The sequence below is a fragment of the Novosphingopyxis iocasae genome (assembly GCF_014334095.1).
Taxonomy (GTDB): Bacteria; Pseudomonadota; Alphaproteobacteria; order Sphingomonadales; family Sphingomonadaceae; genus Novosphingopyxis; species Novosphingopyxis iocasae.
This window is the reverse complement of record NZ_CP060495.1, coordinates 837840-857412: the sequence shown is the minus strand read 5'-3', so window position 1 is coordinate 857412 and position 19573 is coordinate 837840. Positions and strand designations below refer to the sequence as shown.

Annotated in this window: 20 protein-coding genes; all 20 read left to right on the top strand. The window is 60.7% G+C overall.

The window, feature by feature from the left end; all coding sequences use genetic code 11:
• The first annotated feature begins 1 nt into the window (after nt 1).
• The 20 genes from H7X45_RS04020 (at nt 2) to H7X45_RS03925 (ending at nt 19570) form a co-directional block, all read left to right on the top strand.
• On the top strand, nt 2-388 hold the full coding sequence (locus H7X45_RS04020; RefSeq protein WP_187336265.1) for a hypothetical protein: 387 nt from the start codon (nt 2-4) through the stop codon (nt 386-388).
• Nucleotides 388-1221, top strand: coding sequence for an inositol monophosphatase family protein (locus H7X45_RS04015; protein WP_187336264.1), 834 nt, complete (start codon nt 388-390; stop codon nt 1219-1221). Before H7X45_RS04020 ends, H7X45_RS04015 begins: the two co-directional genes overlap by 1 nt.
• A 121-nt stretch (nt 1222-1342) precedes the next feature.
• Complete coding sequence (gene ndhC, locus H7X45_RS04010) at nt 1343-1717, top strand: NADH-quinone oxidoreductase subunit A (protein WP_187336966.1); 375 nt, start codon at nt 1343-1345, stop codon at nt 1715-1717.
• On the top strand, nt 1714-2283 hold the full coding sequence (locus H7X45_RS04005; protein WP_187336263.1) for a NuoB/complex I 20 kDa subunit family protein: 570 nt from the start codon (nt 1714-1716) through the stop codon (nt 2281-2283). Before ndhC ends, H7X45_RS04005 begins: the two co-directional genes overlap by 4 nt.
• Before the next feature lies 1 nt (nt 2284).
• Nucleotides 2285-3136 (top strand): NADH-quinone oxidoreductase subunit C, encoded by an 852-nt coding sequence (locus H7X45_RS04000; RefSeq protein ID WP_187336262.1) that lies wholly within the window; start codon nt 2285-2287, stop codon nt 3134-3136.
• On the top strand, nt 3136-4371 hold the full coding sequence (locus H7X45_RS03995; protein ID WP_187336261.1) for an NADH-quinone oxidoreductase subunit D: 1236 nt from the start codon (nt 3136-3138) through the stop codon (nt 4369-4371). The genes H7X45_RS04000 and H7X45_RS03995 overlap by 1 nt, the downstream gene beginning before the upstream one ends.
• A 29-nt stretch (nt 4372-4400) precedes the next feature.
• Nucleotides 4401-5054 carry a complex I 24 kDa subunit family protein gene (locus H7X45_RS03990; protein ID WP_246449825.1) on the top strand — a complete coding sequence of 218 codons (654 nt, stop codon included), beginning with the start codon at nt 4401-4403 and terminating at the stop codon, nt 5052-5054.
• Nucleotides 5054-5200, top strand: a complete 147-nt coding sequence (locus tag H7X45_RS03985) for a hypothetical protein (protein ID WP_187336260.1) — start codon at nt 5054-5056, stop codon at nt 5198-5200. The genes H7X45_RS03990 and H7X45_RS03985 overlap by 1 nt, the downstream gene beginning before the upstream one ends.
• A complete protein-coding gene (gene nuoF / locus H7X45_RS03980) occupies nt 5197-6507 on the top strand; it encodes an NADH-quinone oxidoreductase subunit NuoF (RefSeq protein WP_187336259.1) in 1311 nt (436 codons plus the stop codon). The genes H7X45_RS03985 and nuoF overlap by 4 nt, the downstream gene beginning before the upstream one ends.
• Nucleotides 6507-8513 (top strand): NADH-quinone oxidoreductase subunit NuoG, encoded by a 2007-nt coding sequence (gene nuoG / locus H7X45_RS03975; protein ID WP_187336258.1) that lies wholly within the window; start codon nt 6507-6509, stop codon nt 8511-8513. Before nuoF ends, nuoG begins: the two co-directional genes overlap by 1 nt.
• 226 nt (nt 8514-8739) lie before the next feature.
• On the top strand, nt 8740-9792 hold the full coding sequence (gene nuoH / locus H7X45_RS03970) for an NADH-quinone oxidoreductase subunit NuoH (protein ID WP_187336257.1): 1053 nt from the start codon (nt 8740-8742) through the stop codon (nt 9790-9792).
• Nucleotides 9789-10274 carry an NADH-quinone oxidoreductase subunit NuoI gene (gene nuoI / locus H7X45_RS03965; RefSeq protein ID WP_187336256.1) on the top strand — a complete coding sequence of 162 codons (486 nt, stop codon included), beginning with the start codon at nt 9789-9791 and terminating at the stop codon, nt 10272-10274. Before nuoH ends, nuoI begins: the two co-directional genes overlap by 4 nt.
• Before the next feature lie 133 nt (nt 10275-10407).
• Nucleotides 10408-11022 carry an NADH-quinone oxidoreductase subunit J gene (locus H7X45_RS03960; RefSeq protein WP_187336255.1) on the top strand — a complete coding sequence of 205 codons (615 nt, stop codon included), beginning with the start codon at nt 10408-10410 and terminating at the stop codon, nt 11020-11022.
• A complete protein-coding gene (nuoK, locus tag H7X45_RS03955) occupies nt 11019-11324 on the top strand; it encodes an NADH-quinone oxidoreductase subunit NuoK (protein ID WP_022672406.1) in 306 nt (101 codons plus the stop codon). The genes H7X45_RS03960 and nuoK overlap by 4 nt, the downstream gene beginning before the upstream one ends.
• An 8-nt stretch (nt 11325-11332) precedes the next feature.
• The gene (gene nuoL, locus H7X45_RS03950; protein WP_187336254.1) at nt 11333-13429 is read left to right on the top strand and encodes an NADH-quinone oxidoreductase subunit L; all 2097 of its coding nucleotides are present in this window, start codon (nt 11333-11335) and stop codon (nt 13427-13429) included.
• A 1-nt stretch (nt 13430) separates the two neighbouring features.
• On the top strand, nt 13431-14999 hold the full coding sequence (locus H7X45_RS03945) for an NADH-quinone oxidoreductase subunit M (RefSeq protein ID WP_187336253.1): 1569 nt from the start codon (nt 13431-13433) through the stop codon (nt 14997-14999).
• Entirely contained in the window at nt 14999-16429 is a 1431-nt protein-coding gene (nuoN, locus tag H7X45_RS03940; protein WP_187336252.1) for an NADH-quinone oxidoreductase subunit NuoN, read from the top strand. Before H7X45_RS03945 ends, nuoN begins: the two co-directional genes overlap by 1 nt.
• Entirely contained in the window at nt 16384-17148 is a 765-nt protein-coding gene (locus H7X45_RS03935; protein WP_246449652.1) for a biotin--[acetyl-CoA-carboxylase] ligase, read from the top strand. Before nuoN ends, H7X45_RS03935 begins: the two co-directional genes overlap by 46 nt.
• A gap of 5 nt (nt 17149-17153) precedes the next feature.
• Nucleotides 17154-17936 carry a type III pantothenate kinase gene (locus tag H7X45_RS03930; RefSeq protein ID WP_187336250.1) on the top strand — a complete coding sequence of 261 codons (783 nt, stop codon included), beginning with the start codon at nt 17154-17156 and terminating at the stop codon, nt 17934-17936.
• Nucleotides 17933-19570 carry a ribonuclease J gene (locus H7X45_RS03925; protein WP_187336249.1) on the top strand — a complete coding sequence of 546 codons (1638 nt, stop codon included), beginning with the start codon at nt 17933-17935 and terminating at the stop codon, nt 19568-19570. Before H7X45_RS03930 ends, H7X45_RS03925 begins: the two co-directional genes overlap by 4 nt.
• Nucleotides 19571-19573: the final 3 nt, after the last annotated feature.

Genomic DNA, 19573 nt, shown 5'->3' with positions numbered 1-19573 from the left:
TATGCGCAAGACCATCCTTTTTGCCGCCGCCACGCTGGCCGCCGCCGTCCCCGCTTTCGCGCAGGACGCTGCTCCGGCTGCGCCGAGCGCGAGCGAGCAGGCCGATATCGATCGCGGCGGCATCATCTTCGGTTCGTTCAGCCAGGCCGTGCGTTCCGACCAGATTACCGAGCAGGAAAAGAACGCGCTTTTCGGCTGCATGTACGACAATTCGATCAAGGCGATCGCCGAGCAGACCGGCAAGGTTCTGGCGGCCAATCCGCAGATCGATGCGACCAAGCCGGAGAACGTGTTCAACGTGGCCGCGGTGGTTTGCGGCGCGCGCAAAGCCAAGACGGCAGACGATAGCGCGGCGGCCCCCGCCACGCCGGCTCCGCAGAGCCGCTGATGCCAGCAAAGTCCGGCCTCGTTACGGTAATGGAGCGTGCCGCCCGCAAGGCGGGCACGCGTCTTCGGCGCGACTTTTCCGAAGTCGAGCATCTGCAGGTCTCCAAGAAGGGGCCTTCGGACTTCGTGTCCAAAGCGGATCAGAAGTCCGAACGCACGCTCTACGATGAGCTTACCAAGGCGCGGCCGGGCTGGGGTTTCGAACTGGAAGAGGGCGGAACGATCGAGGGCGAGCCGGGCGAACCGCGCTTCGTGATCGATCCGCTCGACGGCACGTCCAATTTCCTCCACTCGATCCCGCATTTCGCAATTTCCATCGCGGCGCAGGAAGCCAAGCCGGACGGCGGCTGGGGCGAGGTGTTCGCCTGCCTGATCTATCAGCCGCTGACAGACGAGAGCTTCTGGGCCGAACGCAGCCGCGGCGCGTGGCTGCACGATCGCCGCCTGCGCGTATCGGCACGCCGTGATCTTTCCGAATCCCTGATCGCCACCGGCGTTCCGTTCCAGGGCCATGGCGACATGGCGGAGTGGGAAGCGATTTTTGGCAAGATCGGCCCGCAGGTGGCCGGTATCCGCCGCTTCGGCGCTGCCTCGCTCGATCTCGCTTGGCTGGCTGCTGGACGTTATGACGGTTTCTGGGAAAGCGGCCTTTCGCCTTGGGATACTGCTGCGGGCTGCCTGATGGTGCGCGAGGCGGGCGGATTCGTGACCGATTGGCGCGGGCGCAGCCCGGCTATCGCCGATGCGCAGGTGCTTGCCGCCAATGACGCCTTGCACAGCAAGCTGCATAAGCTCCTGGCGCAGGCGCTCAAGGAAAAGCGCGAGGCGGCCTGAGCCGCCCATTCCCGCCCGACTGGTTGCGATTTCGTCACGATGTTTTCCGCCCCCGCACCCTTGCGGGGCGCGGGCAAGCTGCTTAGAAGCGCGGGCATAACTGATAATGGACAAAGCCCCAGTGGTCGATCTCTCCCAATATCTGCCGATCCTTCTGTTTCTCGGCGTCGCGCTCGCAATTTCCTGCGTGTTCGTGTTCCTGCCGATGGGCGTTGCCCGCCTGACCGGGGCGCACAAGCCGACGGCGGCGAAGCTGGCCGAATATGAGTGCGGCTTTCCTGCGTTCGAGGATTCGCGCAGCCAGTTCGACGTGCGCTTCTATCTGGTGGCGATCCTCTTCATCATCTTCGATCTGGAAGCAGCCTTCCTCTTTCCCTGGGCGGTGAGCCTTGAGGAAATCGGCTTTGCTGGCTGGGCAACCATGATGGTCTTCCTGTTCGAACTGGTGATCGGCTTTGTCTACGCCTGGAAAGTGGGAGCACTGGAATGGGAATGAGCGCCGATACCACGCAGGCCACCGAGGGTCAGAATTGGGGTCCGCGCGGGCAGGGCGAAGTGACGCCGCCTGACGAGGATTTCTACAACTCGCTGAACAGCGAAGTGCAGGACAAGGGCTTCCTCGTCACCTCGACCGAGGAGCTGTTCCAGTGGGCCCGCACCGGCTCGCTGTGGTGGATGACCTTCGGTCTGGCGTGCTGCGCAGTGGAGATGATCCACGTAAACATGCCGCGTTATGACATGGAGCGTTTCGGCGCTGCGCCGCGTGCTTCTCCGCGCCAGAGCGACGTCATGATTGTTGCGGGAACGCTGTGCAACAAGATGGCACCGGCGCTGCGCACGGTTTACGATCAGATGTCCGATCCCAAATATGTGATCTCGATGGGCAGCTGCGCCAATGGCGGCGGCTACTATCATTACAGCTATTCCGTGGTGCGCGGATGCGACCGGATTGTACCGGTTGATATCTACGTTCCCGGTTGCCCGCCGACTGCCGAAGCACTGCTTTACGGCGTGATGCAGCTGCAGCGGAAGATCCGCCGCGTCGGAACGATTGAGCGCTGACATGGCCGTTCTCCACTCCGCACCCCGCCACGCCTCCAACGAAGGCGTCCTCAAGGCGCTGACCAGCGCGCTTGGCGACATGTTCGTCGAGGGCAAGGAAAGTCATGGCGAGATCAGCATCACCGTCGCGCGCGACAGCATCGAGGATGCGCTACGGATGCTGCGCGACGAACATAGCTATCAGATGCTCGCGGAGATCGCCGGTGTCGATTATCCGGATCGGCCCGAGCGGTTCGAGGTCTGCTATCATCTGTTGAGTCTCACCAAAAACCATCGCATCCGCGTGAAGGTGACGACGGATGAGGATCATCCTGTACCGACCGCGACGACCGTCTGGCCGAATGCCGACTGGTTGGAGCGCGAGGTTTTCGACATGTACGGCGTATTGTTCTCCGGTCATCCGGACCTGCGCCGCATCCTGACGGATTACGGCTTTCGCGGCCATCCTTTCCGCAAGGACTTCCCGCTTACCGGCTATGTCGAGATGCGCTATTCCGAAGAGCAGCAGCGCGTGGTTTACGAACCCGTTGAGCTGGCGCAGGACTTCCGCAGCTTCGACTTCATGAGCCCTTGGGAAGGCGCGGACTATGTGCTGCCCGGCGATGAGAAGCGCACCACCGGCGCTGACATCGACGATCCTCAGGTGACCGAGAAGAAGAGCGATACCGGTGCCGGTGCCAAGGCGGACAAGAAGGCTGCCGAGGCGAAGTCCGAAGGCAGTCCCGCTGTGAAGGATAGTGGCAAGGAAAAGCCCGATGCGCCCGACCAGACCGAAGGCGGGAACGCCAAGGAGCATGAGGCCGAAAAGACGGTCGATAAGGACGGCCAGGAGAAGGCCGGGGGCAAGGACTGATGGCTGATTTCCTTGAAGAGATGCGTCACGATGCGGATGCCGCCGATCCGACGACCGGCGATCTCGATATCCAGAACTACACGATCAATTTCGGTCCCCAGCATCCCGCAGCGCACGGCGTGCTGCGCATGGTGATGGAACTGGACGGCGAAATCGTGGAGCGCGTCGATCCGCATGTCGGCCTGCTCCACCGCGGCACCGAGAAACTGATCGAGTATAAGACATACCTTCAGGCGCTGCCTTATTTTGACCGGCTCGATTACTGCTCTCCGCTGTGCATGGAGCATAGCTATGTGCTGGCCATCGAGAAGCTGCTGAACCTTGAGGTGCCGCTGCGTGCGCAGTATTTGCGGGTGTTCTTTGCAGAACTGACGCGCATTTCGAACCATCTGCTGAACCTTGGCAGCCATGTCATGGACGTAGGCGCGATGACGCCGAACCTGTGGCTGTTCGAAATTCGTGAGGATTGCCTGCAGTTCTTCGAGCGCGCGTCCGGTGCGCGCATGCACAGCGCCTATTTTCGCCCCGGCGGCGTTCATCAGGACGTTCCGCTGAAGCTGCTGACCGATATCGGTGATTGGCTCGACACGCGGTTCCCGCGCCTGTTCGAAGATGCCATCAGCCTGGTGGCCGACAACCGCATCTTTAAGCAGCGCAATGTCGATATCGCGGTCGTATCGCGCGATGAGGCGATTGCGCGCGGCTTCTCCGGTCCGATGATTCGTGGCTCCGGCATTCCGTGGGATCTGCGCAAGTCGCAGCCTTATGACGTGTATGACCGGATGGAGTTCGACGTACCTGTCGGCACCAATGGTGATTGCTATGACCGCATGATGGTGCGCGTCGAGGAGTGCCGTCAGTCCGCGCGGATCATGAAGCAGTGCCTTGCCGAGATGCCCGAGGGGCCGATCGCGAGCGACGACCGCAAGGTGGTACCGCCCAAGCGCGCAGAGATGAAGCAGACGATGGAAGCGCTGATCCATCACTTCAAGCTCTACACCGAAGGCTTCCATGTGCCCGAGGGTGAGGTTTATGTGGCGACCGAAAGCCCCAAGGGGGAGTTCGGCGTGTATCTGGTAAGCGATGGTTCGAACAAACCTTATCGCTGCAAGATCCGCCCGACCGCCTTCAGCCACCTGCAGGCAATGGATTTTATGACAAAGGGGCACATGCTGCCCGACGCGACCGCCATTCTTGGCGCGATCGACGTCGTTTTCGGGGAGAGCGACCGTTGACCGGCCCCACTTACGCCAATGAAAAGCAGATCGCGGAGCCAACAGCTGCCGACGAGCGGCCTTTCGCGGATTTTGCCTGGACCGCGGAAAATGCGGAAAAGGCAAAGATGTATATCGCTCGCTATCCCGAAGGGCGTCAGCGCAGTGCTGTCATGCCGCTGCTCGATCTCGCGCAGCGCCAGATCGGTGCGCAAACGCAAACGCAGGGATGGCTGCCGGTTCCGGTGATCGAATATGTCGCAGCGCAGCTCGATATGCCGTACATCCGCGCCTATGAGGTCGCGACCTTTTACACCATGTACAATCTGGAGCCGGTCGGCCGCTACCACGTGCAGGTCTGCGGCACCACGCCCTGCATGCTGCGCGGTTCGGACGACGTCATGGCCGCTTGCAAGAACAAGGGCATGGTGAAGGGCAAGACGACCCCCGACGGCATGTTCACGTTGACCGAGGTGGAGTGCATGGGCAATTGCGCCACCGCGCCGATGGTGCAGATCAACGACGATAATTACGAAGATCTTGATTACGATAAGACCGTGCAGATCCTCGATGCGTTGGCAAATGGCGAAAGTCCGAAAACCGGTACGCAGATCGAGGGACGTCACACGTCAGAACCTGTAGGCGGGCCGACAACGCTGAAGGCTATGGTTGATGAAAATCACGATTATCGGGGCGAATGGTGATGGAGCTGGTCGTCCCGATCATTATCGGACTGATCGTCCTGTTCATCGCCCTTAAGTTGCTGAAGGGCGTTGTGAAGACGTTCGGTATTGTCATTGCCATCGCGATTGCCGCGGGCCTGTATTTCGCCATGGGAGGCGGGGCATGAGTTTCGACTTTCTCGCCGACAAGGATCGGATTTTCACCAACGTCTACGGCTTCCAGGACTGGGGCCTGCAGGCGGCGCAGGCGCGCGGCGACTGGGACGATACCAAGGCGCTGATCGCACGTGGTCAGGACAAGATCATCGAGGAGATGAAGGCGTCGGGCCTGCGCGGCCGCGGCGGCGCGGGGTTCCCGACGGGCCTCAAATGGTCCTTCATGCCGAAGGAATCGAAAGACGGTCGCCCAAGCTTCCTCGTCATTAATGCCGACGAATCCGAACCCGGCAGCTGCAAGGATCGCGAGATTCTGCGGCACGATCCGCATAAGCTGATCGAAGGCGCGCTGGTCGCCGGTTTCGCGATGCGCGCGCGTGCGGCTTATATCTATATCCGCGGCGAGTATATCCGCGAGGCTGAAGTGATGGAGGCCGCCATTCAGCAGGCCTATGACGCCGGCCTGCTTGGCAAAAACGCGGCGAAATCCGGCTACGACTTCGACGTTTACCTGCACCGCGGTGCGGGCGCCTATATCTGCGGCGAAGAAACCGCGATGATCGAGAGCCTGGAAGGCAAGAAGGGCCAGCCGCGCCTGAAGCCGCCTTTCCCGGCGGGCGCGGGCCTTTACGGTTGCCCAACGACGGTGAACAATGTCGAGAGCATTGCGGTGGTCCCGACCATCCTGCGGCGCGGGGCAAGCTGGTTCAGCAGCTTCGGCCGCGAGAACAATCACGGCACCAAGCTCTATCAGATCAGCGGCCATGTCGAGCGCCCCTGCGTGGTTGAGGAAGCGATGAGCATCCCCTTCCGCGACCTGATCGAAAAGCATTGCGGCGGCGTGCGCGGCGGGTGGGACAATCTGCTCGCGGTGATCCCGGGCGGCTCGTCTGTTCCACTTGTGCCAGCCGAACAGATCATGGACGCCCCGATGGACTTCGACGGGCTGAAGGAAGTTGGCTCCGGCCTCGGTACGGCAGCGGTCATCGTGATGGACCGCTCGACCGATATCGTCCAGGCGATCAGCCGGATTAGCTACTTCTACAAGCATGAAAGCTGCGGCCAGTGCACGCCCTGCCGCGAAGGCACGGGCTGGATGTGGCGCGTGATGGAAAAGCTACGCACCGGCGATGCCGACATCGCGGACATCGACATGTTGCAGCAGGTGACGAAGCAGATCGAAGGGCACACCATCTGCGCCCTTGGTGATGCGGCCGCCTGGCCGATCCAGGGCCTCATCCGCCACTTCCGCCCGGAAATAGAGCGGCGGATCGAAGAGAAGAACGGCCGCGCGCCGATGATGGAGGCAGCGGAATAATGCCAAAGGTCACCGTAGACGGACAGGAACTCGAGGTTCCGGACGGCGCGACCGTGTTGCAGGCCTGTGAGTTGGCCGGCAAGGAGATCCCGCGCTTCTGTTATCATGAACGGCTGTCGATCGCCGGCAATTGCCGCATGTGCCTGGTTGAAGTGAAGCCCGGACCGCCGAAGCCGCAGGCGAGTTGCGCGCTGCCCGCTACTGAGGGCCAGGAAATTCGCACCGACAGCGAAATGGTGAAGCATGCTCGCGAGGGCGTGATGGAATTCTTGCTGATCAACCATCCGCTTGACTGCCCGATCTGCGATCAGGGCGGCGAGTGCGATCTGCAGGATCAGGCCATGGCATATGGCAAGGGCAAGAGCCGCTATGAGCTGAACAAGCGCGCCGTGACCGAGAAGTATATGGGTCCGATCGTGAAAACGATCATGACCCGCTGCATTCACTGCACGCGCTGCGTCCGTTTTGCCGAGGAAGTTGCCGGCGTCGAGGAAATCGGTGCGATCGGCCGCGGCGAGAACATGCAGATCACCTCTTATCTGGAAGAGGCGGTAAACAGCGAGCTTTCGGGCAATGTGGTCGATCTGTGCCCAGTCGGCGCGCTCACGTCCAAGCCCTATGCTTTCGAGGCGCGGCCTTGGGAGCTGAAAAAGACGCTCGGCATCGATGTGATGGACGCGGTGGGCACGAACATCCGTTTTGATGCGCGCGGGCGCGAAGTTCTGCGCGTACTTCCGCGCGTGAACGACGATGTGAACGAGGAGTGGGCGACCGACAAGGCGCGCTACGTCATCGATGGCCTGATGCATCGCCGTCTCGACAAACCTTATGTGCGCCGTGACGGAAAGTTGCAGGCGGCTAGCTGGAAGGAAGCGTTTCAGGCGATTGCCGATGTAAACGCCGGTTCCTCCGTCGCGGCGATTGCCGGTGATTTGGTCGATTGCGAGACGATGTACGCAGCCAAGGCGCTGGTGAAGGCGCTGGGCTCCGATCATCTCGAAGGGCGCCAGACCGGCCTCGATTATGACGTCACCAGCTATGACGCGGTGCGTTTCAACACGCCGCTCGCCGATCTGGAGCATGCCGATCTGGTGCTGCTCATCGGCAGCAATCCGCGCCACGAAGCGCCGCTGGTCAACACGCGCATCCGCAAGGCGATCAAGCGCGGCGCGAAGGTCTATGCCTTCGGCCCCGAGACGAACCTGACGTATAAGGCCGAGTGGCTTGGCGAAGATCTGGGCGGGCTTGGCAACTTGCCCGATGCGCTGGTTGACGCATTGAAAAATGCCGAGAAGCCCGTCATCATCGTGGGGCCCGCCGCGCTCGGCAGCGAAGGTGCCCATGGTGCCGCGCTTAAGCTGGCGAGCGATCACAAAATTGTTCGCGATGGCTGGAACGGCTTCAACGTCTTGCACACGGCTGCCGCGCGTATGGGTGGACTTCTGCTTGGTTACGCGCAGGCTGGAGGCATCGGCGATATTGTCGGCGCGAAGCCGAAGCTCGCATTCTTCTTGGGGGCGGACGAGGTCGATTTTTCGAAATTCGACGGCACGTTCAAGGTCTATGTCGGTCATCATGGCGATGCGGGCGCGCACGCGGCGGACGTCATTCTGCCGGCGGCGGCCTATCCGGAAAAGGCCGGCACCTATGTCAATATCGAGGGCCGCGTTCAGCGCAGCGCGAAGGCAGTGTTCGCGCCGGGCGACGCGCGCGAGGATTGGGCGATTTTCCGCGCCCTCTCCGACGTGCTGGGCCACACCCTGCCGTTCGACGATTTCGACGGCCTGCGCGCCGCGATGTACATTGACGTTCCCGCGCTGGCCGAAGAAGGGCTGGTCGCTTATGATTGGTCGCCGCCTAAGCTCGCCGACAAGGCGAGCGGTACGGTGTCTTATCCGATCCGTGATTATTATCTGACCAACGCCATCTGCCGCGCGAGCGAGACGATGAACCGCTGTTCGGCCGAACTGGTTCACGGCATCGACATGCTGGAGGCCGCGGAATGAGATATCCTGGCTTGATGCGGAGCGCCGCGAAAATCCTGTTCGTGGTCGCTGTCGTTGTTTCGATTGCCACCCTATCTTTAACCTTGTTCGTCGGCAGTCGGACGGGAGAGCCTGGGGTATTGGTTGCTGGAGTAGTCGGAGCGTTTAATGCGGCGATACCGCCGTTCATTGGTGCGGCGATCATCTGGCGTCTGGACATCTGGCTTTTTGAGCGGGGAGACCGTCCATGACCGCGCAATTTATTTCCTGGGGCATGGACCCCGCCTGGGCGTGGTTCATAGCGACCATTGCTGGCATCTTGCTCATCGCGCTGCCGCTGATGCTGGCGGTCGCGCTGATCATTTACGCCGATCGCAAGATCTGGGCGGCGATGGCGCTGCGCAAGGGTCCCAATGTGGTGGGACCTTTCGGCCTGTTGCAGAGCTTTGCCGATGGCCTGAAGGTCTTCCTGCAGGAGACCATTATTCCGTCTGCGGCGAACCGCGGGCTCTTCCTGATCGCACCGATCATCACCTTTACGGTGGCGCTTCTTGCCTGGGCGGTGATTCCGTTCGGACCGGGCATGGTGCTGGCGGACATCAATGTCGGCCTGCTCTACGTTCTCGCGATCAGTTCGCTCGGCGTTTACGGCGTCGTGATTTCGGGCTGGGCGTCCAATTCCAAATATCCGTTTTTCTCGGCGATGCGCGCCGCCGCGCAGATGATCAGCTACGAAGTCTCCATCGGCTTCATCCTGATCAGCGTCATTCTCTGGGCCGGTACGTCGAACCTCGGCGGCATCATCGATGCACAGCGCGGCACGATCCTGGGGATCATCAGCTTCAACGGCCTGAACCCGCTGCTCTTTCCGATTGCAGTCCTGTTCTTCATCTCCTCGCTTGCGGAAACGGCACGCGCGCCGTTCGACTTGACCGAGGCAGAGTCGGAGCTCGTCGCCGGTTACCAGACCGAATATAGCTCGATGGCGTTCGCGCTGTTCTGGCTGGGCGAATATGCCAATGTCATCCTGATGTGCGCGCTCAACGCGCTGCTGTTCTGGGGCGGATGGCTGCCGCCGATCGATTGGGCTCCGCTTTACTACGTGCCCGGCATCATCTGGTTCTTCCTGAAAATCCTCGTTTTCTTCTTCATGTTCAGCTGGGTAAAGGCCACCGTCCCGCGTTATCGCTATGACCAGCTGATGCGTCTGGGCTGGAAAGTGTTCCTCCCGATCAGCCTGTTCTGGGTGTTCCTGGTCTCCGGCTATCTGATGATTACCCGCTACGGAGTGCTCTCATGAGCTTCGCTGATACCGTCAAAGCCTACACTCTTTCGGAGTTCGTGAAGGCGCATTGGCTGACTCTGAAATATTTCTTCAAGCCCAAGGCGACGATCAACTATCCGTATGAGAAGAACCCGCTCTCCCCGCGCTTCCGCGGTGAGCATGCGCTGCGCCGTTATCCCAATGGGGAAGAGCGCTGCATCGCGTGCAAGCTGTGCGAGGCGGTGTGCCCGGCCCAGGCGATTACGATCGAGGCCGAGCCGCGCGACGATGGAAGCCGTCGCACCACGCGCTACGATATCGACATGACGAAGTGCATCTATTGCGGTTTTTGTCAGGAAGCCTGCCCGGTAGATGCCATCGTCGAGGGGCCGAACTTTGAATATTCGACGGAAACGCGCGAGGAGCTGATCTACGACAAATCGAAGCTTCTCGAAAATGGCGATAAATGGGAGCGCGCGATTGCCGCGAACCTTGCCGCCGATGCGCCCTATCGCTAAGCCGCGGCCATAACGATTCAATAACAGAACAAACCGATCCAGATCCGTCAGGGCTGAGCGTTGCGAAGCCGATATATCCGACAGGCACCTCGTAGGGTGTGAGGGCTGACGACACAGGGGACCATCGAAGCTCTTGATCCAGACACTCGCCTTTTATCTGTTTGCGACAATCGTGCTCCTTTCCGGGGCGTTCACGATTTTCGCGAAAAATCCGGTGCATAGCGTACTGTGGCTCATCCTCGCCTTTTTCAACGCGGCGGGGCTGATGGTGCTTGCGGGCGCTGAGTTCATCGCGATGTTGCTCGTCATCGTCTATGTCGGCGCGGTTGCGGTGCTGTTCCTGTTCGTGGTGATGATGCTGGACATCGATTTCGCGGAATTGCGCGCAGGTTTTGCCAAATATCTGTTTTTTGGCATCATCCTCGCCGCGTTTCTCGCGATTGAGCTGGTGCTGGGGCTGGAAGCGTTTCGTGCCGGTGCGATCAAACTCGGCACGGAAACGAGCGCGCCCATCGATATGAGCGTTTCGAACATTGAGGCGATCGGTGCGCTGCTCTACACCAAATATATCTTCCTTTTCGAAGCTGCGGGCCTCATCCTGCTGGTCGCCATGATCGGCGCGATCGTTTTGACGCACCGCCAGCGCCGCGGCACCCGCCCGCAGAACATTAAGAAGCAGGTCCGCCGCCGTCCTGGCGAAGCGGTCCGAAATCTGAACCCCGAAGTGGGGCAGGGGGTCGAACTGTGATCGGCATCGAACATTATCTCGTCGTCAGCTCGATCCTGTTCGTGATGGGCGTGCTCGGAATCTTTCTGAACCGGAAGAATGTGATCATCATTCTCATGGCTATCGAACTGATCCTGCTTGCAGTGAACATCAACCTGGTGGCCTTCTCGAGCGCCTTGCAGGACCTGACCGGCCAGATTTTCGCCATGTTCGTACTGACCGTCGCCGCGGGCGAGGCGGCTATCGGGTTGGCCATTCTGGTTATCTATTTCCGTGGCCGCGGCACCATCGCGGTCGATGACGTCAACCGGATGAAGGGCTGACGGGCGCCGTGATCCAGATCATCGTTCTTCTGCCGCTGCTTGCGGCGATCGTTGCGGGCCTTTCGAACCGCGCGATCGGTAATGTGCCGGCCAAATTGCTCACCACGGGCGCGCTGTTTGTTTCCTGCGCGTTGAGCTGGGTGATTTTCACCGGTTTTCTGTCAGGCGCGGGCGAAGCTTATGTCGCGCCGGTCATGACCTGGGTCCGCTCGGACGGGTTTGATTTCGATTGGGCCTTGCGCGTCGACACGCTGACCGCGGTGATGCTGGTTGTGATCACCAGCGTCTCGGCGCTCGTTCATCTCTACAGCTGGGGATATATGGACGAGGATCCGGATCAACCGCGTTTCTTCGCTTATCTCTCGCTCTTCACCTTCGCCATGCTCATGCTGGTGACCGCCGATAACCTCGTCCAGATGTTCTTCGGTTGGGAAGGGGTGGGCCTTGCCTCCTATCTCCTCATCGGGTTCTGGTTCCGCAAGCCGAGCGCCAATGCAGCCGCGATCAAGGCCTTCGTGGTCAACCGCGTTGGCGATCTCGGCTTCATGATGGGTATCTTCGGAGTGTTCCTGGTGTTCGGCACCGTTTCAATTCCGGAAATCCTTGCGGCCGCCCCCGCACAGGCAGGCTCCAGCATCGGTTTTGCCGGATTGCGCGTCGATACGATGAGCCTGCTCTGCATCCTTCTTTTCATTGGTGCGATGGGCAAATCAGCCCAGCTCGGCCTGCACACATGGCTTCCGGACGCGATGGAAGGCCCAACGCCGGTTTCTGCGCTGATCCATGCCGCCACGATGGTTACTGCGGGGGTCTTCATGGTCTGCCGTCTGTCGCCGCTGTTCGAAACCAGCCAGTTTGCGCTGAACTTCATCACGATCATCGGGGCAACTACCGCGATGTTCGCCGCCACGGTTGCGCTGGTGCAGACCGACATCAAGCGCGTGATCGCGTATTCCACCTGCTCGCAGCTCGGCTATATGTTCTTCGCCGTCGGTGTGGGTGCCTATGGCGCGGCGATGTTCCACCTGTTCACGCACGCAATCTTCAAGGCACTATTGTTCCTGGGCGCGGGCAGCGTGATCCACTCCATGCATCATGAGCAGGACATGCGCTTCTATGGCGGCCTGCGGAAGAAAATCCCGATTACCTTCTGGGGCATGATGGCCGGCACGCTCGCCATTACGGGCGTGGGTATTTTGGGTCTCGGCGGTTTTGCAGGCTTTTATTCCAAGGATGCGATCATCGAAGTGGCTTACGCCGCGACGGGGCCATATTCCGGCTATGCCTGGTTCATGGGTGTGGCCGCCGCGCTCCTCACCAGCTTCTACAGCTGGCGCCTGATGTTCCTCACCTTCTGGGGTAAACCCCGCTGGGCCGACAGCGAGCATATTCGCCATGCCATGCACGGACATCATGACGACGCCGAGCATGCCACCCATGCGCATGAGGAACCGGATGCCGATAATCCTCCGGCGCAGGAAGATTCCGGTTACGCGCCCGATCCGCGTGGCGCGGATGCGGAAGATCTTCCGCCGGGCACCGCGGGCTATCATCCGCACGAGAGCCCGTGGGTCATGCTGTTGCCGCTGATCATCCTTTCTTTTGGCGCGGTTTTTGCCGGCTTCCTGTTCCACAACTTCTTCGTCGAGCCGGAAACGGCGGGTGAATTCTGGAAGGGCAGCCTCGCGTTCAACGAACATCTGATGCACGCGATGCACGAAGTGCCGCTTTGGGTTAAATTCGGCTCGACCGTGGCCATGCTGATCGGTTTGATCACCGCCGCGCTGATGTACCTGCGCGAAAGCGACGCGCCCAAGGCGTTCGCTGACAATCTGCGCCCGCTCTACCGTTTCCTGCTCAACAAATGGTATTTTGATGAGCTCTACAACCTGATCTTCGTGCGGCCTTCATTCTGGCTCGGGCGGATTTTCTGGAAGGGCGGCGACAAGGGTCTGATCGACCGGTTTGGTCCGGACGGGATTGCCACGCTTGTGCGGTCGGGCTCGGGTTTCGCGGTCCGCTTCCAGTCGGGCTATCTTTATTCTTACGCGCTGGTGATGCTGCTCGGCCTCGTCGGCCTCGTCACCTGGGTGATGGTGCGCTGACATGAGCGATATCGGTTTTCCCATTCTCTCGCTGCTTCTTGCGATTCCGTTCGTCGCGGCGATTGTCTGCCTGTTTGTCGGCGCCAGCGGTGCACGTGCGATTGCACTGGGTGCGACGCTGCTGAACTTCGTCATCGGCATCATCCTCTGGGCGCTCTACGATCCCGCGGGCGCGCAGTGGCAGTTTGTCGAGCGTGCCGATCTATTCGGGCCGTTCTCCTGGGCGCTGGGGATCGATGGCATCGCACTGATGCTGATCGTGCTTACCGTCTTTCTGATGCCGATCTGTATCGGCGCCAGCTGGAACGCGATCGCCAAGCGGGTGCCGGAATATATGGCGGCGTTCCTGTTCATGGAAACGCTGATCATCGGCGTATTCGCCGCACAGGACATCTTCCTGTTTTACATTTTCTTCGAAGCGGGCCTCATCCCGATGTATCTGATCATCGGTATCTGGGGCGGTGCAGATCGAATTTACGCGGCATACAAGTTCTTCCTATATACGCTTCTCGGCTCGGTGCTGATGCTGATTGCGATCCTTTGGATGGTACAGCAGGCAGGCACGGCGATGATCCCCGAGCTGATGGTGACGGACTTCCCGGTTCAGGCGCAGACCTGGCTCTGGCTTGCCTTCTTCGCCAGTTTTGCGGTCAAGATGCCGATGTGGCCGGTCCATACATGGTTGCCCGACGCGCACGTTCAGGCGCCAACCGCCGGCTCTGTCATCCTGGCCGGTGTGCTGCTGAAGCTGGGCGGATACGGTATGCTCCGCTTCTCGTTGCCTATGTTCCCCCAGGCGTCGGCCGAGTTGATGTGGCTGGTCTTCGGGTTGTCCATGGTGGCCGTTGTCTACACTTCGCTGATTGCGCTGGTGCAGCAGGACATGAAGAAGCTGATCGCCTACAGTTCGGTTGCGCATATGGCGATCGTCACCGTTGGCCTGTTTGCTTTCAACCAGCAGGGCCTTGAAGGCTCGATCGTACTGATGCTGAGCCACGGTATCGTCTCGGGCGCGCTGTTCCTGTGCGTTGGTGTGATCTACGATCGCCTGCACACCCGTGAAATCAGCCGCTACGGTGGGCTTGCGATCAACATGCCAACCTACTCGGTATTCTTCCTGCTGTTCACGATGGCCTCGATCGGCCTGCCGGGCACCAGCGGCTTCGTCGGAGAATTCCTGGCGCTCGCCGGTACCTATCAGGCATCGACCTGGGCTGCCCTGATCTGCACCACCGGTATTATCCTAGGCGCGGCTTACATGTTGTACCTCTATCGCCGGGTCGCGTTCGGTGATCAGATCAACGCGGACGCTGCCGCGATGAGCGATGTCGACAAGCGCGAACTGTGGCTGTTGGCACCGCTCGCCGGCGTGGCTCTCTGGATGGGTGTATATCCGGAAAGCTTCCTGGCACCGATCCGTAAGGACGTCTCCGTCCTGGTCGAGCGCCTCGATAGCGCTAAGCCTGCGAGTGACAGCAACATTATCGAAAATGCTCCGTGGACGCAGCGCTACCGCGTTGCGGGCGAAGTTTCCCACGAAGAAGTACCTGCCGCCGGGGAGGCGCACTGATGGATTACGGTCGTTCCCTCCTCATCACGCTGCCGGAGCTCATTCTCAGCGTTGGTGGCCTGGTCCTCCTGTTGTGGTCGGCATGGTCCGGTGCGAAGGCCATGCGCGGCGCGAGCATTGCCGCGGTTGCCCTGCTGGTCGGCGCTGGTTTCGCGGCGCTCGGTTTCACCGGCGATGCTTTCGGCGGACTCTACAGCGGCGATCAGTTCTCCGATTTCGCGCATGTGCTGATCTATATCTCGGCGGCCATTTCCTTGATGATCGCGCCGAAATTCTTTGACCGTCAGGGGCTGGCGCGCGCCGAATATCCGGTGCTGGTGATTTACGCCTGTGTCGGCATGGGCATGATGGTTTCCGCCACGGACTTCCTGACGCTCTATATCGGACTGGAGCTCAACAGCCTTGCTGCCTATGTGCTCGCCAGCTTCCTGCGCACGGACGAGCGTTCGGCCGAGGCAGGCCTCAAATATTTCGTACTCGGCGCTCTTGCCAGCGGCATTCTGCTGTTCGGTATGTCGCTGGTGTACGGCTTCACCGGATCGACCAGCTTCGCTGCAGTTTTCGCCTCGTTGGACGGCGGAATGGAAACGGGCGCGTTGTTCGGCATCGTGTTCGTGCTGGCAGGCCTCGCTTTCAAGATCAGCGCCGTGCCGTTCCACATGTGGACGCCCGACGTCTATGAGGGCGCGCCGACGCCCGTCACCGCCTTTTTCGCCAGCGCCCCTAAAGTAGCGGCAACCGCGCTCACCGTCCGTGTCGCAGTCGATGCATTCGGGGCGCAGACGCTCGCCTGGCAGCAGATCATCATTTTCGTGGCGCTCGCCTCGATCATCCTCGGTGCCGTCGCGGCGATCGGGCAGACCAATCTGAAGCGGCTGCTGGCCTACAGCTCGATCAACAATATCGGCTTCATGCTCATCGGCCTGGCCGCGGGAACCGCGGAGGGTGTTTCCGCCGTGCTCGTCTATCTCACGATTTATGTGGCGATGACGCTGGGTAGCTTTGTCTGCATTATGCAGCTTCGTGGGCCCGATGGTTCGCCGCGGGAGGAGCTGAAGGACATTGCGGGCCTGTCGCAAACCAATAAGGGCCTTGCCTTTGCGCTGGCGATTTTCATGTTCTCGCTCGCCGGTATTCCTCCGCTGTTCGGCTTCTGGGGCAAGGTCGTCGTGTTCAACGCGGCTATCGCAGCCGGTTTGCTGCCGCTCGCGGTGATCGGCATCGCCGCCTCGGTGATCGGCGCGTTCTATTACATCAAGATCGTGAAGCTGATGTATTTCGATGACGCGACGGGCGAGCTTGCGCGCGGTGATAGCCGTGCTCTGGCATGGACCGGGGCGGTGCTCGCGCTGCTCGTGTCGCCTGTGGGGTATTTCGCGATTCCGTGGCTTGGCACCTTTGCCAGCAACGCCTCTTCGGCCCTGTTCTGATCTCGCGCATCGACAGCGTTTCCAGCACCACGTCGACCAATGACGACGTGGCGGCAATGGCCCGTTCGGGTGCGGAAGAAGGCTACTGGCTGCGCGCCGATCGGCAGAGCGGCGGCCGCGGTCGGCTTGGACGGAACTGGCAGAGCCCCGTCGGCAACCTTTATGCCAGCACGCTCATCCCGCTGCGTCCAGATGATCCGCCAGCGCCCAGCCTCGCCTTTGTCGCAGCGGTTGCTGCACATAAGGTGCTGCTGCCGCTTGCCGGAGAGCGCGCTCTTCAACTGAAATGGCCGAATGACCTTCTGCTGGACGGAGGCAAATGCACCGGCATCCTCTTGGAGCGGGAGGGCGATGTGGTGGTCCTTGGCATGGGTGTAAACCTTGCCCATGCGCCGGACATTCCCGGCCGTAAGACTGCCAGCTTCGCGGACGTTGGAACGGTCGCCGAGCCCGCCGCCCTGATGCCTGAGCTGGCCTCTGCGTTCGCCGCGATGCTGGAACGCTGGCGAGCTGACCGGCTCCCAGCCATATTGCAGGAATGGGAATCGCGCGCCCATCCGCGCGGCGCAGAACTATCGGTATCGCTCGGGCCGGAGGAAAAACTTGTCGGACGCTTCGGGGGCCTTGCCGCCGACGGCGCTCTGTTGTTGGAATTGGCTGACGGCAGCTTGCGGGAAATTCGGGCAGCCGATGTTGAGATCGTCAGGGAACGGAGCTGAAGGCCATGCTGCTCGCCATCGATGCCGGTAATACCAATATCGTCTTTGCCGCAATGAAAGCGGGCGAGGTCAAGGCGCGCTGGCGCATCGCCACGGATCCGCGTCGCACGGCGGACGAATATGCCGTTTGGTTGCGGCAGCTGATGGAGCTGGCGGGAATCGATCCGTCAAGCATCGACGCCGTCATCGTTTCCACCGTCGTGCCGCGCGCGCTTCACAACCTGACGCTTCTGGCCGACAAATATCTGGGGTGCGAGGCTCTGGTGGCTGGGCGCGGGGCTGCGGATTACGGTCTTGTCGTTGATGTGGAGGAGCCGCGCTCATTGGGCGCGGATCGCGCGGTTAACGCAGTTGCCGCCCATGCAGCGCATGACGGCGATCTGATTGTCATCGACTTCGGCACGGCCACCACGTTCGATCATATCGATTATACCGGTGCCTATAAGGGCGGCATCATCGCGCCGGGCATCAACCTTTCGCTCGACGCCTTGGTTGCGGCGGCGGCCAAGCTACCCAATATAGCGATCGAAGCGCCCGCCACGGACAGCGTGATCGGGCGTAATACCGAAGACCAGATGCATATCGGCGTCTATTGGGGCTATGTTTCCATGATGGAAGGGATCGTCCAGCGAATGCGGACAGAAATCGGCCGCCCGGCGCGCGTCATCGCGACCGGTGGCCTTGCCCAGCTCTTCGACAAGCATACCGACCTGTTCGACGCCGTCGAACCGGACCTTACATTAAAGGGGCTGGCGCTGATCGCCGCCCGCGCTGAAAGCACATTATGAAACCGAAAAAAGAACTTCTCTTCCTGGCCCTGGGTGGCTCGGGCGAGATTGGCATGAACGTCAACCTTTACGGTTGTAACGGCAAGTGGATCATGGTCGATCTCGGGATCAGCTTTTCCGATCCTTACTATCCCGGCACCGACCTTGTTCTGCCCGACCTGGAATTTATCGAACGCAATGCGGACGATCTGCTCGGTATCGTGCTGACCCACGGTCATGAGGATCATATCGGTGCCATTCCGTGGCTCGCCGAAGAACTGGGTGTGCCGCTTTACGCTACCAAGTTCACCGCGGGCCTGATCGGTTACAAACTGCGCGAGCATGGGCTGGAAAAGGACATTGAGCTTAATGTCATCGAAGATGACGGCCAGTTTCAGCTGGGCGATTTTGGCATCCGCTATGTCCCGCTCGCCCACAGCATCGCGGAAGGCAATGCGCTGCTGATCGAGACGCCTTATGGCAATATTTTCCACACCGGCGACTGGAAAATCGACGAGGAGCCGCAGATCGGCACGCCGTCCACTGCCGAGGAATTGACGGCGATCGGCGATGAGGGCGTTCTTGCGCTCGTTTGCGATTCCACCAATGTATTCAACGAAAGCGCATCCGGTTCGGAAGCGATGGTCCGAGAATCGTTGATGGAAGCATGCCGCGCGATCGACACGCGCATCATGGTGACGACTTTCGCCTCCAATCTTGCCCGGCTCCAAACGCTCGGCGAAGTTGCCAAGGCCACGGGCCGCGAACTGTGTGTCGCGGGGCGATCGCTGGACCGGATGATCGAAAACGCGAAGGCGACCGGCTATCTGAAGAACTTTCCTGAAGTCGTTCGCTTCGATGAGGCGATGCAGCTGCCGCGGAGCAAGGTGCTGATCGTGGCCACCGGCGGGCAGGGCGACCCCCGTGCAGCCTTGGCCCGCGTGGCAGAAGGAAACCACAAGCTTTCGCTGGAGACCGGAGACGTCGTCCTGTTCTCCTCCAAGCAGATCCCCGGCAACGAAATTGCGATCGGTATCATCCAGAACAAGCTGGCCGAGATGGACGTGACGATGGTGACCGAGCGGCAGGCGGATATCCATGTCTCCGGCCATCCCGGTCGCCCCGAGCTGAAGTCCATGTATGACTGGATCCGCCCCGACATCCTGATGCCGGTGCATGGCGAGATGCGCCACATGAAGGAACAGGCGCGTCTCGGTCTGGCCCACGGCATTCCGCGCGCGGTGGTGCAGAAAAACGGCGATGTCGTCCGCCTTGCTCCGGGCGAGCCGAAGATCATCGGTCGTGAGCGGGCAGGGCGTTTGATCGTCGATGGTGATATCATCATCGCCGCGGACGGCGCGACCATGAACGAGCGTCGCCGTATTTCGAACAACGGCCAGATTTCGGTCGCGGTGGCGATCGACGCCGGCGGCAACATTGCCGGCGATCCGGTGATGCAGACGCAGGGTGTGCCGATCGAGGACGAACGCGACGAGTTTTTCGACGATGCTATCGACGCCGCGCGCAAGGCGACGAAGAAGTTTGACGGCGATATCGAGAAGCTTCGCGAGAATGTTCGCCTTGCCGTGCGCCGCACGGCGCGCGAGTGGACCGGCAAGAAGCCGATCGTCGACGTCCTGGTGGTGGAGGCCTGAACA

Coding starts and splice junctions, on each gene's coding strand:
- nuoH (WP_187336257.1), top strand. CDS start 8,740: ATGACCGCGCAATTTATTTCCTGGGGCATGGACCCCGCCTGGGCGTGG.
- H7X45_RS03995 (WP_187336261.1), top strand. CDS start 3,136: ATGGCTGATTTCCTTGAAGAGATGCGTCACGATGCGGATGCCGCCGAT.
- H7X45_RS04020 (WP_187336265.1), top strand. CDS start 2: ATGCGCAAGACCATCCTTTTTGCCGCCGCCACGCTGGCCGCCGCCGTC.
- nuoN (WP_187336252.1), top strand. CDS start 14,999: ATGGATTACGGTCGTTCCCTCCTCATCACGCTGCCGGAGCTCATTCTC.
- nuoI (WP_187336256.1), top strand. CDS start 9,789: ATGAGCTTCGCTGATACCGTCAAAGCCTACACTCTTTCGGAGTTCGTG.
- nuoF (WP_187336259.1), top strand. CDS start 5,197: ATGAGTTTCGACTTTCTCGCCGACAAGGATCGGATTTTCACCAACGTC.
- H7X45_RS03930 (WP_187336250.1), top strand. CDS start 17,154: ATGCTGCTCGCCATCGATGCCGGTAATACCAATATCGTCTTTGCCGCA.
- H7X45_RS03945 (WP_187336253.1), top strand. CDS start 13,431: ATGAGCGATATCGGTTTTCCCATTCTCTCGCTGCTTCTTGCGATTCCG.
- H7X45_RS03985 (WP_187336260.1), top strand. CDS start 5,054: ATGGAGCTGGTCGTCCCGATCATTATCGGACTGATCGTCCTGTTCATC.
- H7X45_RS03925 (WP_187336249.1), top strand. CDS start 17,933: ATGAAACCGAAAAAAGAACTTCTCTTCCTGGCCCTGGGTGGCTCGGGC.
- nuoG (WP_187336258.1), top strand. CDS start 6,507: ATGCCAAAGGTCACCGTAGACGGACAGGAACTCGAGGTTCCGGACGGC.
- H7X45_RS04015 (WP_187336264.1), top strand. CDS start 388: ATGCCAGCAAAGTCCGGCCTCGTTACGGTAATGGAGCGTGCCGCCCGC.
- H7X45_RS04000 (WP_187336262.1), top strand. CDS start 2,285: ATGGCCGTTCTCCACTCCGCACCCCGCCACGCCTCCAACGAAGGCGTC.
- H7X45_RS04005 (WP_187336263.1), top strand. CDS start 1,714: ATGAGCGCCGATACCACGCAGGCCACCGAGGGTCAGAATTGGGGTCCG.